The sequence below is a fragment of the Micromonospora sp. CA-111912 genome, assembly GCF_050948415.1.
Taxonomy (GTDB): domain Bacteria; phylum Actinomycetota; class Actinomycetes; order Mycobacteriales; family Micromonosporaceae; genus Micromonospora.
In genome coordinates this window covers 874757-888549 of the sequence record NZ_CP192007.1, presented here as the reverse complement: position 1 = coordinate 888549, position 13793 = coordinate 874757, and the positions used below count along the sequence as shown (strand labels likewise).

At 72.1% G+C, this 13793-nt stretch carries 12 protein-coding genes; 2 read left to right on the top strand and 10 right to left on the bottom strand.

Annotation, left to right across the window (positions count from 1 at the left end; genetic code table 11):
* Positions 1-109: 109 nt before the first annotated feature.
* Together ACQPZO_RS04205 and ACQPZO_RS04200 are read left to right on the top strand one after the other, a co-directional pair.
* The gene (locus tag ACQPZO_RS04205; protein ID WP_433347183.1) at positions 110-583 is read left to right on the top strand and encodes a MarR family winged helix-turn-helix transcriptional regulator; all 474 of its coding nucleotides are present in this window, start codon (positions 110-112) and stop codon (positions 581-583) included.
* A gap of 5 nt (positions 584-588) precedes the next feature.
* A complete protein-coding gene (locus ACQPZO_RS04200; RefSeq protein WP_433347181.1) occupies positions 589-1452 on the top strand; it encodes a putative RNA methyltransferase in 864 nt (287 codons plus the stop codon).
* A 5-nt stretch (positions 1453-1457) separates the two neighbouring features.
* On the opposite strand, the gene ACQPZO_RS04195 is transcribed toward ACQPZO_RS04200, so the two are convergent.
* From ACQPZO_RS04195 to ACQPZO_RS04150, 10 genes are all read right to left on the bottom strand, one after another.
* The gene (locus ACQPZO_RS04195) at positions 1458-2138 is read right to left on the bottom strand and encodes a DUF4272 domain-containing protein (protein ID WP_433347179.1); all 681 of its coding nucleotides are present in this window, start codon (positions 2136-2138) and stop codon (positions 1458-1460) included.
* A 110-nt stretch (positions 2139-2248) separates the two neighbouring features.
* Positions 2249-3529, bottom strand: a complete 1281-nt coding sequence (locus tag ACQPZO_RS04190; RefSeq protein WP_433347177.1) for a thymidine phosphorylase — start codon at positions 3527-3529, stop codon at positions 2249-2251.
* A gap of 58 nt (positions 3530-3587) precedes the next feature.
* Positions 3588-4295, bottom strand: coding sequence for a cytidine deaminase (locus tag ACQPZO_RS04185; RefSeq protein WP_433347175.1), 708 nt, complete (start codon positions 4293-4295; stop codon positions 3588-3590).
* Between the two features lie 142 nt (positions 4296-4437).
* On the bottom strand, positions 4438-5718 hold the full coding sequence (locus tag ACQPZO_RS04180) for an ABC transporter permease (RefSeq protein WP_433347173.1): 1281 nt from the start codon (positions 5716-5718) through the stop codon (positions 4438-4440).
* A 3-nt stretch (positions 5719-5721) separates the two neighbouring features.
* Positions 5722-7053 carry an ABC transporter permease gene (locus ACQPZO_RS04175; RefSeq protein ID WP_433347171.1) on the bottom strand — a complete coding sequence of 444 codons (1332 nt, stop codon included), beginning with the start codon at positions 7051-7053 and terminating at the stop codon, positions 5722-5724.
* The gene (locus ACQPZO_RS04170) at positions 7050-8945 is read right to left on the bottom strand and encodes an ABC transporter ATP-binding protein (protein ID WP_433347169.1); all 1896 of its coding nucleotides are present in this window, start codon (positions 8943-8945) and stop codon (positions 7050-7052) included. Before ACQPZO_RS04170 ends, ACQPZO_RS04175 begins: the two co-directional genes overlap by 4 nt.
* A 22-nt stretch (positions 8946-8967) precedes the next feature.
* Positions 8968-10038, bottom strand: coding sequence for a BMP family lipoprotein (locus ACQPZO_RS04165; RefSeq protein ID WP_433350783.1), 1071 nt, complete (start codon positions 10036-10038; stop codon positions 8968-8970).
* A gap of 274 nt (positions 10039-10312) precedes the next feature.
* Positions 10313-10654, bottom strand: coding sequence for a hypothetical protein (locus ACQPZO_RS04160; RefSeq protein ID WP_350883704.1), 342 nt, complete (start codon positions 10652-10654; stop codon positions 10313-10315).
* A 317-nt stretch (positions 10655-10971) separates the two neighbouring features.
* Entirely contained in the window at positions 10972-12786 is a 1815-nt protein-coding gene (locus ACQPZO_RS04155; protein WP_433347167.1) for an alpha-amylase family glycosyl hydrolase, read from the bottom strand.
* A gap of 142 nt (positions 12787-12928) precedes the next feature.
* Positions 12929-13729 carry a sugar ABC transporter permease gene (locus tag ACQPZO_RS04150; protein WP_433350781.1) on the bottom strand — a complete coding sequence of 267 codons (801 nt, stop codon included), beginning with the start codon at positions 13727-13729 and terminating at the stop codon, positions 12929-12931.
* Between the last annotated feature and the right edge of the window lie 64 nt (positions 13730-13793).

Genomic DNA, 13793 nt, shown 5'->3' with positions numbered 1-13793 from the left:
CGGTCGGCGTGCCGCCGATCCGGGCCGGACCGGCCCCGTGGTCTGGTCCGGCCGGGCGCCCCGGGTCGCGAATTGATGACATGTCAACCAGATGGCTAGGATGGCCGGCATGGAACGACCACGCTGGCTCGACGAGCGGGAGCAGAGCGCCTGGCGCGGATACCGGCGGATGCGCCGCCTGCTCGACCTGGAGCTGGCCCGCGAGCTGATGCGGGACGCGGGGCTCTCCGAGCCCGACTACGACGTCCTCTCCGACCTGGCGGAGACGCCCGACCAGCGGCTGCGGCTCAGCGAGCTGGCCGACCGGATGCTCTGGTCGCGCAGCCGGCTCTCCCACCACCTGACCCGCATGCAGCAGCGTGGCCTGGTCACCCGCGAGGAGTGCGCGGCGGACGGGCGGGGCGCGGTCGTCGCGCTCACCGCCGAGGGCCGACGCGCCATCGAGGCGGCGGCCCCCGGGCACGTGGCGGCGGTCCGCCGGCACCTCATCGACCTGCTGACCCCCGACGAGATCGCCGCGCTGGACGCGCTCACGCACCGGGTGGTCGACCACCTGACCGACGAGGGCCGGTCGGTACGGTGACCCCGGTGACCGATCCCCGCATCGTCGACCGGCTGCGCTGCCCGGTCTGCGCGGAACCACTCGCGGAGGCCGTCGCCGGGACCGGCCGGGCGCTGCGCTGCCCGCGCCGGCACAGCTTCGACGTGGCCCGACAGGGGTACGTCAACCTGCTCGCCGGCCGCGCCCCGCACGTCGGGGACACCGCCGAGATGGTGGCCGCCCGCGCCGACTTCCTGGCCGCCGGCCACTACGACCCGGTCTCCGCCGCGCTCGCCGAGGCGGCCCGCGACGTGCCGACGGGGGCGGCGGACGGGGCGTACCCGCTGGTGGTGGACGCCGGTGCCGGGACCGGCCGGCACCTCGCGGCGGTGCTGGCGGCGCTGCCCGACGCCGTGGGTCTCGCCCTCGACGTGTCCAAGCCGGCGCTGCGCCGGGCGGCGCGGGCCCATCCGCGCGCGGCGGCGGCCCTCGCCGACACCTGGCAGCGGCTACCGCTGGCCGACGGCAGCGTCGCCGTGCTGCTCGACGTCTTCGCCCCGCGCAACGGGGCCGAGTTCCGCCGGGTGCTGCACCCGGCCGGCGCGCTGCTGGTGGTCACCCCGGCCGAGGACCACCTCACCGAACTGGTCGACGCGCTCGACCTGCTGAGGGTCGACCCGGCCAAGGCCGACCGGGTCGCCGGGAGCCTGGCCGGCCAGTTCGACGAGGTCGCCACGACGGTGCTGCGGACCCGGCTGGAACTGACCCACCCGGAGGTGGCCACCCTGGTCGGGATGGGGCCCAGCGCCTGGCACGCCGACCCGGCCGCCCGCGCCGCGCGCACCGCCGGGCTGCCCGAGCCGGTCGGGGTGACCCTCGCGGTCCGGCTGAGCGTGCACCGTCCCCGCTGAGCGGCTCAGGTCGACAGGTCGACCTCTTCCCAGCCCGGCGGCTCGTCGTGGTACTGCCCCCGCAGGACCACGGCCCACTCCAGCGCCCACCGGCGCTGCCCGATGGCGTTCGCGTCGACCAGCCCCGGCAGCGACCGGCCGGACCGCTCCAGCTCCAGGTACGCCCAGTCGAGGCAGTAGTGCAGGTCGAGCAGGGCCGCCGCGTCGGCCGGGTGCTGGGGCGCGGCGAGGATGCGGGAACGCCACTCGGTGAACGTCTCCCCCGCGGCGATCTGCGGCAGCCGCTCCACCAGCCGGTCGTCCACCGGCATGGTCGGGTCGAGCTGCTTGGTCAGGCCGAGCACCCAGGCCAGGGAGAAGAGCGCGTCGTGGTGCAGCACGAACGACCGGTGGTCGCCCCGGCCGCCCATCACGAACTGCCCCTCCGGCGGGGTGACCATGTCGACCAGGTGCGAGGCGAGCAGCCAGCTCATCGCGGCCTGCGGCGGCATACCGAAACACCGGGCCAGGATCAGGTGCAGCACCGCGATCCTGGCCTCGATCTCCACGGTCGGCCGCAGCTCGATCTCGTCGCCCGGCTCCCACACCAGGGGGAACTGGCTCGGGGGCAGGGGCAGTCCCAACCGGGACAGCTCGTCCAGGCTGGCCTCTCGGACCTCTCGCGGGTCGGGGGCGGGTACGCGCACGGCTCAGATCCCTGTCAGTCGCATCGGCTCAGCGCTGGTCGTCCCCCCTGGCCTGGGAGAGTAGCCGGTTCCGGTGGGCGGCACCACGGGCACCCTGTCGCTCGGCCGGCTCAGCCGATCCGCTCGATGACCAGCGGCTTCCCGGCCGGGGCGGTGGCCGAGATCCGTACCGCGCGGGCCGCCTCGGCCAGCGCCGCCGGGATCCGGGCGGAGTGCTCGGCGCGCAGCTCGTACAGCGGCTCGCCGGCCCGCACCGGGTCGCCGGGTCGCTTGTGCAGCACCACCCCGGACGGCACGCTGATCGGGTCCTCCTTGCGGGCCCGGCCCGCGCCGAGCCGCCAGGCCGCCACCCCGATCGCGTACGCGTCGACCGAGGAGACGAAGCCGTCCGCGTCGGCGGTCACCACCTCGATCTCGTTCGCCGTGGGCATGGGCGCGTCCGGGTCGCCACCCTGGGCGCGGATCATCGCCCGCCAGGAGTCCATCGCCCGGCCGTCGCGCAGTGCCGCCGCCGGGTCGGCGTCGGGCAGCCCGGCCGCGTCGAGCATCTCCCGGGCCAGGGCCAGGGTCAGTTCCACCACGTCGGCGGGGCCGCCCCCGGCCAGGACCTCGACCGACTCGGTCACCTCGACCGCGTTGCCGACGGTCAGCCCGAGCGGGGTGGACATGTCGGTGAGCAGGGCGACGGTCCGCACCCCGTGCGCGCCACCCAGCTCGACCATGGTGCGGGCCAGCTCCCGGGCGTCGTCGACGGACTTCATGAACGCACCGGAGCCGACCTTCACGTCCAGCACCAGCGCGCCGGTCCCCTCGGCGATCTTCTTGCTCATGATCGAGCTGGCGATCAGCGGAATCGCCTCCACGGTGCCGGTGACGTCGCGCAGCGCGTACAGCTTGCGGTCGGCCGGGGCCAGGCCGTCGCCGGCCGCGCAGACCACCGCGCCCACCTCGCGGAGCTGCCGGATGAACTCGTCGTTGCTCAGCGCGGCCCGCCAGCCGGGAATCGACTCAAGCTTGTCCAGCGTGCCGCCGGTGTGCCCGAGCCCCCGCCCGGAAAGCTGCGGCACCGCGCCGCCGCATGCCGCGACCAGCGGGGTGAGCGGGAGGGTGATCTTGTCACCGACGCCGCCGGTGGAGTGCTTGTCGACGGTCGGCCGGTCGACGGCTGACAGGTCCAGCCGCTGCCCGCTGGCGATCATCGCGGCGGTCCACCGGGCGATCTCCGGCGCGCTCATCCCGCGCAGCAGGATCGCCATGGCCAGCGCCGACATCTGCTCGTCGGCCACCAGACCCGTCGTGTACGCGTCGACCACCCAGTCGATCTGGGCGTCGCTCAGCACGCCGCCGTCCCGCTTGGCCCGGATGACGTCGACCGCCGTGAAAGCACTCACCGTTGAGTTCCTCTTCTCGTCCTCGCAGCTTCCGGACCGCGGCCCGCCCCCACCCGGCTCAGCCCGCCCAGCGGACCGGCACCTCCATCGGCGGCTCGCCCTCGCCGGCCCAGAAGATGGTGCCGGTCTCGTCGACCACCACCACGCGCGGGGTGCGGGCATGACCCCAGGCGATCGCCTCGGCCGGGTCGCCCCAGCTCGGGCCCTCCTCCAGCACGCCGGTCTCGGCGCCCTCCGTGTCCCCGGCCGACCGCTCCCAGTACGCCGTCCACACCTGCTGCCCGCCGGACAGGTCCGGGTGCACGAAGACGGTGCCCCGCCCCCGCCAGGCGGCCAGCCGGTCCGGCACCACCGGCACCGGCCGCTCGCCGGTCACCGCCTCGATGTCGGCCACGTCGAAGGCGTGCGGCAGCAGCTCGGCCATGGTGAGCGGGCCGTCCTTGGCCTCGACCAGGCACTGCGGGCCGCCCTGCTCCCAGAGCAACTGCCGACACCGGCCGCACGGCATCAGCGGCTCGCCGGTGGCGTCCACGCAGGAGAGCGCGACGATCCGGCCCCCGCCGGTGGCGTGCAGCGAGGAGACCACCCCGCACTCGGCGCAGAGCACCACGCCGTACGCGGCATTCTCGACGTTGCAGCCGACCACGATCCGGCCGTCGTCGACCAGGGCGGCGGCCCCGACCGGGAACTTCGAGTACGGCACGTACGCGTGGCGCATCACCTCGGTGGCGGCGGCCCGCAGCCGCTCCCAGTCGATGTCGGTCATCCCGCCATTCTGCCCAATTGGCGCCGGTCAGGCACGGGCAGGGCACGCGAACCGCGTCATCACGGGGTCACAGCTGCGTCACGTACCGCAGGAACGACCGTGCCCGGCGGGGCTCCCCCGCCGGGCACGGATCCGGGCGGGCTCAGCCCTTGATGTACGGCTTGCCGTCGGCGGCCGGCGCGCGGACCTTGCCGACGAGTCCGGCCACCGCCAGCATGGTCGCCAGGTACGGCAGCATGGCCAGGAACTGGCTGGGGATGCTGCTGCCGATCGCCCCGAGGTACGTGCCGAGTTGGTCGGCGAAGCCGAAGAACAGCGCCGCGAGCAGCGCCCCCGTCGGGCTCCACCGGCCGAAGATCAGCGCGGCCAGGGCGATGAAGCCCTTGCCGCCGATCATGTTCTTGGTGAACGAGTAGAGCGCCAGCGTGTACGACGCCCCGCCGATCCCGGCCACCACCCCGGCCAACAGGACGTTGCGGTAGCGCAGCCGCAGCACCTTCACGCCGAGGGTGTCGGCGGCGGTGGGATGCTCGCCGACCGCCCGGGTGCGCAGGCCCCAGCGGGTGCGGAACAGCGCAATGTGGATCACCAGCACCAGCAGCAGGCCGAGGTAGAGGAAGATGTTGCTGCGGAACAGCGCCGGCCCCAGCACCGGGATGTCCCTGAGCAGTGGGATCTCCCAGTTGCTGAACCGGGGTGCGGAGTTGTACTTCTCCGCGTTGGTCTGCATCAGCCGCTCGTAGAGGAAGCCGGTGATGCCGACCGCCAGCAGGTTCAGCACGATGCCCATGACCACCTGGTCCACCAGGTAGCGGATGGCGAACACGGCCAGCAGCAGCGAGATGAACGCGCCGCCGATCGCGGCGGCCACCAGGCCCACCCAGACGCTGCCGGAGAGGCTGCCGAACAGCGCGCCGCTGAACGCGCCCATCAGCAGTTGCCCCTCGATGGCCACGTTGACCACGCCGGAGCGCTCGCAGAGCACACCGGCGAGGGCGCCGAAGATCAGCGGCAGGGCCAGGATGAACGTGGCGCGCACCATGTTGACCATCGGCATGAAGTTCCGCCCCTCGGGGGCGGCGGAGACCTGCCAGCACAGGAACGACAACACGAAGGCGACCAGCCCGACGCCGAGCAGCACGGTGAACCAGCGCTTCGGCACCCCGGCGAGCAGGGCCGCGCCGGCCGCCGCGGCGATGACGCCGAACAGGATCGCCCCGACGGTGCCGTTGATCTCCAGCGCCGCGCCGGCCTCGGTCTCGCTGAGGGTGAAGCGGGCCTGCTGGTCGGTGGCGAGCGCCCCGAAGAGCACCGCCGAGAGCACGCCGAGCGCCAGCAGCGTCGCGCCGATCTTGCGGGTACGGGTCCAGAAGCCCTCGTCGACCTGGGCCACGGCGACGTCCGGAACAGCCATGGTTGACATGCGTTACCAGCCCTTCGCCAGGCTCGTCTGCAACCGGGCGGCACGGGCGGCCCGGAGCTGGAAGATCGCCTTCACCAGGGCCGGCGCGGCGATGAAGATGACGATCAGTGCCTGGAGCACGGTGACCAGCTCCAGCGAGATTCCCGAGTACGACTGCATCCGGTTGCCGCCGGCCTGGAGCGCGCCGAACAGCAGCGCGGCCAGCAGCACGCCCCACGGCTTGACCCGGCCCAGCAGGGCCACCAGGATGCCGTCGAACCCGATCTGGGCGACCACCAGCGGGGTGAGCGCGTTCGCCGTCGAGCCGAGCACCATCTGGCTGCCGCCGAGCCCGGCGAGCAGGCCGGAGATCGCCATCATCAGCACGTACGTCTTCGCGACGCTGATGCCGGCGGTGCGGGCGGCGTTCGGGTTCGCGCCGACCGCGCGCAGCTCGAAGCCGAAGGTGGAGCGGTTGAGCAGCCAGGCGACGAACCAGGTGGCCAGCACGGCCAGCAGGATGCCGGCGTGCACCCGCAGGTCGCCGCCGAGCAGCCGGGGGAGCTGGGCGGAGGAGTCGACGGGCTTGCTGATCGCGTCGGCCCGGTCGGGGTTCTGCACGCCGCTCTGAATGATGATCCAGGACAGGAAGTACACCGCGACGTAGTTGAGCATGATCGTGTTGATCACCTCATGGGCACCGGCGCGCGCCTTCAGGATGCCGGGGATGAAGCCCCAGAGCGCGCCGCCGACCGCGCCGGCGAGCAGCGCGACGATCAGGTGCAGCACCGGGGGCAGCGGCAGCAGGAAGCCGGCCAGCGCGGCGAGGATGACGCCGATGGTGGCCTGGCCCTGCGCGCCGATGTTGAACAGGCCGCCCCGGAAGGCGAGCGCCACCGACAGGCCGGTGAAGACCAGCGGCGCGGTGTATGTCAGCGTCTCGGAGATCGGGCCGAGCGCCGCGGTGAACCCGGACGCCTCCGGGTCGAAGATCGCGCCCTTGAACAGGTTCGCGTACGCCTCGCTGACCACCGTCCAGCTCGCGTTCAGCGCATCGGCCGGGCGGGCGGTGATGTAGGCGTAGGTGGCCAGCACCTCCGGGTCCGACACGATGATCAGCACGGCGCCGACGAGCATCGCCAGCAGCACCGCGAGCACCGTGACGGTGACCGTGTTGGCCGCCCACAGGTTGTCCAGGAACAGCCGGCCCAGGGCGGGTCGGTCCGGTTCCGGCTCCCGCTTCGGCGTGGTCGCCGTCGCGGCGCGGTCGACGCCACCGGCCGCCACCTGCGCGGCCTGCGCCTCGGTCGCCGGCTCCTTGTCGGGCGAGCCCGACGCCGGGTTGGGGTTGGTCATGCCTCGTCCTCGTTACGGGGGCCCTCGGGGGCCGGGGTCGCCGCGCCGGCGGCCGGTGCGGTGCTGCCGGCGGCCGGGCCGGTGGCTTCGATCGCCGCGCCGGCGGCCGGTGCGGTGCTGCCGGCGGCCGGGCCGGTGGCTTCGATCGCCGCGCCGGCGGCCGGTGCGGTGCTGCCGGGGGCCGCGCCGTCGGCTTCGGGGGCCGCGTCGGGGGTGATGCCGGCCATCAACAGGCCGATCTCCTCGCGCGGGGTGTCCGGGCCCACGATGCCGATGATCCGGCCCCGGTACATCACCGCGATCCGGTCGGCCAGGCCGATCACCTCGTCCAGCTCACTGGAGACGACCATGACGGCGGTGCCCACGTCCCGCTCCCGGATCACCCGGGAGTGGATGAACTCGATGGAGCCGACGTCGACGCCACGGGTCGGCTGGGCTGCGATGAAGAGCTTCAGCGGCCGGGACAGCTCCCGGGCCACGATCACCTTCTGCTGGTTGCCGCCGGAGAGGGTGCCGACGGCCGCGTCGGCCGACGGGGTACGGACGTCGAACTGCTCGATCCGCTCCTGCGCCGACTTCGCGATGGCGTCCGGCTTCAGGGACAGCCCCTTGCCGAACGGTGGGCGGTCGTAGATGTCCAGCACCAGGTTCTCGGCGACGGAGAACTCCTTTACCAGGCCGTCGACGCTGCGGTCCTCGGGGACGTAGCCGACCCCGGCGCGCAGCACCTTCTTGGTCGACCAGCCGTGCACCGGCTGGCCGTCCAGGGTGACCGTGCCGGCGAGGACCGGACGCAGGCCCATGATGGCCTCGATCAGCTCGGTCTGGCCGTTGCCCTGCACGCCCGCCACGCCGAGCACCTCGCCCGCGCGCACGGTCAGGTCGACCCCGTCGACGGCGCGGATCTGCCGGTCGTCGTCGACGACCAGGCCGGCGACCTCCAGGATCGGCCGGCCCGGGGTGGCCGGCGGCTTCTCCACGGTCAGCCGGACGCTGCGGCCCACCATCTTGGCGGCCAACTCGTCCCGGCTCGCGGTCGGCGAGGCGGTGCCCACGGTCTTCCCGCGCCGGATCACCGTGATCCGGTCGGCGATGGCCTTGACCTCGCCGAGCTTGTGGGTGATGAAGACGATCGACTTGCCGGCGGCCTTGAGCGACCGCATGACCGTGAGCAGTTCCTCGGTCTCCTGCGGGGTGAGCACGGCGGTCGGCTCGTCGAGGATCAGCAGGTCGACGTCGCGGGTGAGGGCCTTGACGATCTCCACCCGCTGCTGGATGCCGACCGGCAGGTCCTCGATCACCGCGTCCGGGTCGACCCGAAGGTTGTACCGCTCGGAGACCTCGGCGACCTCGCGCCGGGCCCGCCGCCGGTCCAGGAAACCGGCGATGCCGCCCTTGACCTGTTCGGCGCCGAGCATGACGTTCTCGGCGACGGTGAAGACCGGCACCAGCATGAAGTGCTGGTGCACCATGCCGATCCCGGCCGCGATCGCGTCCGAGGGGCCCTTCAGCTTCAGCGGCTTCCCGTCGACCAGGATCTCGCCCTCGTCGGGCTGGTAGAGCCCGTAGAGCACGTTCATCAGGGTCGACTTGCCGGCGCCGTTCTCGCCGAGCAGGGCGTGAATCTCTCCAGGCTCCACCGTCAGGTCGATGTGGTCGTTGGCGACCAGATCACCGAACCGCTTGGTGATGCCGCGCAGTTCGAGTTTCAGCGCAACCTCCTGGAGTGCGAGCGATGGTGCGGCGGGGCCGCCGCGGGGCCGGTCGCCGGCCGGGCCGGGCGTCGGGTGGCGCGGACCGGCCGCCCCGGCGCCGCAGGGGTGCTCCCCGCGTACGTCGAGGCGGCCGGTCGTCAGGCGTGGAGCCCGCCGGCCCCCGCGGTCGATGATCACACCGCGGTGGCCGACGGAGCGGTCACTTGGCCGGCTGGGCCTTCGAGGTGACCGTGATGGTGCCGGCGGCGATGTCCGCCTTGAGCTTCTCGACCTCGGCCTTGAGGTCCGCCGGGACCTTGCTGTCGAAGTCGTGGTACGGGGCGAGCGAGACGCCGTTGTTGGCCAGGTTGCCCACGAAGCCCGGGGTGGCCTGGAGCTTCTCGCCACCGGCGGCCTTGACCACGGCCTCCTTGACGGAGTCGGCGATGTTCTTGACCACGGTGGTCAGCAGCACCGAGCAGCTCGGGGTGCTCTCGCAGCCGTCGGCGTCGACCCAGATGACCGAGTACTTGCCGCCGGAGGCCTGAGCCGCCGAGGTGGTGCCAAGGCCCGCGCCGCCGGCGACCGGCATGATGATGTCCGCGCCCTGGGCGACCAGGGTGTCGGAGACCTTCTTGCCCTCGTCCTGCTTGCTGAAGTCGTTGGTGAAGGAACCCTTCTGGGCCGCCTTGTCCCAGCCCAGCACCTGGACGTTCTTGCTCTTGGCCTTGTTGTAGTGCGCCACGCCGTCGGCGAAGCCATCCATGAAGATGGTCACCGGCGGGATCGGCAGGCCGCCGTAGGTGCCGACCTTGCCGGTCTTGCTCATCCCGGCGGCGAGGTAACCGGCCTGGAACGCGGCCTGCGCGGTGTCGAACTGCATCGGGTAGACGTTGGCCACACCCGGGTTCGAGTCGACGATGCCGAACTGCTGGTTCGGGTTCGCCTGGGCGATCTTCTTGGTGGCGTCGGTCATGAGACCGCCGACGGCCAGGACGAAGTCGCACTTCTGGTTGACGTACCCGGTCAGGTTGACCTCGTAGTCCGCCTCGGCCTTCGACGCGACGTACTTGATGTCGATGTTGTCGTTGGCCTTCTTGGCCTCCTCCAGGCCCTTCCAGGCGGAGGTGTTGAACGACTTGTCGTCGATGCCGCCGACGTCGGTCACCATGCAGGCGCTGTATTTCTTGGCACCGGTGCTCCCGGCGTCCTTGTCGTCCTCGGGGGCCTCACCACACGCGGCGGCGCCCAGCACGAGCCCACCCGCCACGAAGGCGGAGGCGATCCGCATCCCACGCACAGAGCGCAAGACGTCTCCTTCCCATTGCACACCGCTCTGCGCGGTGGCAGCCCTTGAGCCGGCCTGCGCTGCGCCGCCGGCGTCCCACGTTACGGACGGGAGCGTACGCCCGCGTCCACCCACCGACCGACAATCGTGCACGACTGTTGAGCGCCTGTTACCCCTATGTGATCCGTTGGGTGCGGCAGATCACTTGTCGTCCTGGCAGTAGCCGGTTCGGTGTCACGAACGTCCGTTTCCCGCGGCCTGTCCCCTGGTCAGGACGCTACCGCCAGAAAACTGCCACCGCCGCGTTGACCAGGGTCAAGCCTGCGATGGCGAGGAAGTGGCCACGGTTGACCGATTCCCGCTTACGGGAGAAGAAGACCATGACAAAGATCAGCAGCGCGAGCACCAACTTGGTAACAAGCTTCGCGGGGGCCGGTTCGTCGCCGTCACGCAACGGGGCGGACAGCCCGATTCCGGTCAGCAGGCCGATGACCGACCCCCAGAGCATGGCCGCGTTGATCCGCAGCCGGCCGCTGACGTATTGGGCGATCGTGCCGCCGAGCAGCAGGGCGAACCCGATCAGATGGACGTAGAGAAGGATCAGTCTCAGAGCTTCCACCGGACCATCCTCCCCCATCAACGACAGATCGTAGTAGCGGGGCAGACCAACGCACGTCGGTAACCGCCCCCACCACACCACCTACCCGCACCCGCCCACCCCCTCCCCCTCCCCACTGACCTAACCCCTACCACCCCACACCCACCCCCGTCCCGCCCCCGTCCCGCCCCCACCGCCCCCCGCTCCGCGATCTTGCACTTTGGGCCCTCGATTTGGGTCAGATGCCCCTCATGTCGGGGCCGCAAGTGCAAGATCGCCGCAGCTGGTGGGGCTTGGGGGTGGGGCTTGGGGGCAGGGTAGGGGTGGGTAGGGGTGGGTCAGGTTAGGCGCCAGGTTTGGAAGGTGGGGCCGTCGGGCGGGAGGGTGATCGTGCCGTCCGCGTCGGGGTGCAGGGCGGGGGCGCCGCCGTAGAGGTTCTCCGCCGGTCCCAGGCCGGTCAGGCGGACCGGGTCACCGGCGGCGCGGCGGGCCAGGACCAGCACCGCACCGGTCGGGGCCTCACGCAGGAAGACCAGCGTGTCCGCGCCGGCGTGCAGCCAGCGCAGGCCGCCGTGGCGCAGCGCGGGCTCCGAGCGGCGCAGCGCGATCAGGGCGCGGTACGAGGCGAACGTCGAGGCGTCCCAACTCTCCGGCCGGTGCCATGGCATCGGGGTCCGCGAGCCCTCGCCGTTGGCGCCGGTCAGCCCCAACTCGTCCCCGGCGAAGATCACCGGGGTGCCGGGCATGGTGGCGAGCAGGCCGGCGGCCACCTCCTGCCGGGCCGCGTCCCCGACGACGGTGCGGATCCGGGCCGAGTCGTGCGAGCCGAGCAACTGCCACGAGTGGGTGTACGACCGCCACGAGATCAGTGACCGGTAGGTGTCCATCGTCGCGAGCACCGCGTCCGCGTCCCGCCGCCGCACCCCGCCCGGGGTGCCGAGGAAGTTCGGCACCGGTTCGTCGCCGTGCCGCAGCCAGGACCAGACCGGGTCGGTGAAGCCGACGTAGTTCATCGTGCCGTGCCAGCCGCCGCGGTCCAGGTCGCCGGTGTGGTCGTGGCCGTGCTCGGCCATCAGCAGCCCGTCGGCCCGGGTGTCGGCCACCACCTCGCGCAGCAGCGCCGCCACCTCGTGGGTGTACGCGTCGGCCCCCCGCCGGCCGGTCATGTTCGCCACGTCCACCCGCCAGCCGTCCAGCCCGTACGGGGGGCGCAGCCAGCGGCGCAGCAGCGAGTCGTCGGCGGTGGCGAAACGGCGACGCAGCTCCGCGCTGCCCCAGTTCAGCTTCGGCAGCGACCTGACCCCGTTCCAGGACTCGTAGTCGCAGCCGGTCACCTCGTCGAAGTAGTACAGCTCCCGCTCGGGCGCGGACACGTCGGAGGCGGCCCGGGTGAACCACTCGTGCGCGTCGCCGGTGTGGTTGCTGGTGATGTCGCCGAGCAGCCGCCAGCCCCGGGCGCGTACGGCCTCGGCGAGGCGGGCCAGTGCGGCGTCGCCGCCGAGCAGCGGGTCGACGGTGTCGAAGCTGGCCGCGTCGTAGCGGTGGTTGGAGCGGGCCGGGAAGATCGGGGTCAGGTAGACGGTGTTCACGCCGAGGCGGTCCAGGTGGTTCAGCCGCTCGGTGACGCCGTCCAGGTCGCCGCCGTAGAACTGGCGGGGGGTCTCCGGGCCCCGGCCGATCACCGGGGTGTCCCAGTCGCACGGGATGGCCCAGTCCGGCAGGTCCCGGCCGTCTGCGGCGGCGGAGCGGGCGAACCGGTCCGGGAAGATCTGGTAGATCACCGCGTCCCGGGCCCAGGCCGGGGGCGGGGCGTGGGTGACCAGCTTGAAGTCGCCGTTGTCGGGCACGTCGTGGGGCACCACGCCGGCGGCGTTCAGCCAGCGGTAGCCGCGGCTGCCGGTGAGCATGAACCGGTAGTTGCTGACCGGGTTGCGGGCCTCGACGGGGACCCGCCACCAGATGTCGCCACCGTCGGTGCGGTCGACGACCGCCTCGGTGAACCGGGGTTCGCCGTCGCCGGTGGTGCGCACGTGCACCTGCCGGACGTCGGCGCCGGCCGGCACCCGGACGAAGACGTCGACGGTGTCGCCGAGCGCGGGTTCCTGCTCGGGGACGTACAGGGCGGATCCGTCGTGGTGCGGCAACAGGGGCATGGCGGTGCCTTTCGCGTCGGTCGGACGGGGAGAGGAATGGGTCTCCCGCCGCGGCCGGTTCCCCGACCGCGGCGGTCGATCCGTGACTGCTCCGGTGTACGTCGGACGCCGACGCCCTTGCCGCAGCGTGAGCCGAGGAGGCTCAGCCCTTGACGGCTCCGGCGGTGAGGCCGGAGACGATGTAACGCTGGACCATCTGGAAGACCAGCACCGTGGGGATCGCGGTGAGCAGGGTGCCCGCCGCGAAGATCCCGAAGTTGTTGTTGCGTTCGCCGGCCACCAGGCCGAACATCCCGACCGCGAGGGTCTTCGACTCGCTGTTGGTCAGGAAGACGTTCGCCATCAGGAACTCGTTGATGGTGCCGATGAAGGCGAGCAGGCCGGTCACCGCCAGGATCGGTGCCACCAGCGGCAGCATGATCCGGAAGAAGACCTGGGCGTGCGTGGCACCGTCCATCGTGGCCGACTCGTCCAGCTCCCGGGGGAGCGTGTCGAAGAAGCCCTTCATCAGCCAGGTGTTCACCCCCAGCGCGCCGCCCAGGTAGAGCAGCAGCAGGCCCCACGGGGTGTTGAAGCCGATCGCCGGCCACAGGTCGGTGATCGTCGTGAAGAGCAGGAAGATCGCCACGATCGCCAGGAACTGCGGGAACATCTGGATCAGCAGGAGCGACAACAGCCCGACCCGCCGACCGGAGAACCGCATCCGGGAGAAGGCGTACGCCGCCAGCGCCGACAGGACGACCGACACGAACGAGGCCACCCCGGCGATGAGCAGCGAGTTGAGGAACCACCACCCGAACGCCGTACGGTCGAACAGGTTGGTGAAGTTCTCCAGGGACGCCCCGGTCGGCAGCAGCTCCGTCGAGGAGAGCGTGCCGAGCGGGTTGAGCGCGGCCGACAGCACGAAGAGGATCGGGAAGAGGCTGAACGCGACCGCCAGCATGGCGACCAGGTGGCGCCAGCCGACCTGGGCGAACCACCGGTTGCCACGCCGGCCCGCGTTGCGG

Coding starts and splice junctions, on each gene's coding strand:
- ACQPZO_RS04165 (WP_433350783.1), bottom strand. CDS start 10,038: ATGCGGATCGCCTCCGCCTTCGTGGCGGGTGGGCTCGTGCTGGGCGCC.
- ACQPZO_RS04205 (WP_433347183.1), top strand. CDS start 110: ATGGAACGACCACGCTGGCTCGACGAGCGGGAGCAGAGCGCCTGGCGC.
- ACQPZO_RS04175 (WP_433347171.1), bottom strand. CDS start 7,053: ATGACCAACCCCAACCCGGCGTCGGGCTCGCCCGACAAGGAGCCGGCG.
- ACQPZO_RS04155 (WP_433347167.1), bottom strand. CDS start 12,786: ATGCCCCTGTTGCCGCACCACGACGGATCCGCCCTGTACGTCCCCGAG.
- ACQPZO_RS04150 (WP_433350781.1), bottom strand. CDS start 13,729: ATGCTGGCGGTCGCGTTCAGCCTCTTCCCGATCCTCTTCGTGCTGTCG.
- ACQPZO_RS04185 (WP_433347175.1), bottom strand. CDS start 4,295: ATGACCGACATCGACTGGGAGCGGCTGCGGGCCGCCGCCACCGAGGTG.
- ACQPZO_RS04180 (WP_433347173.1), bottom strand. CDS start 5,718: ATGTCAACCATGGCTGTTCCGGACGTCGCCGTGGCCCAGGTCGACGAG.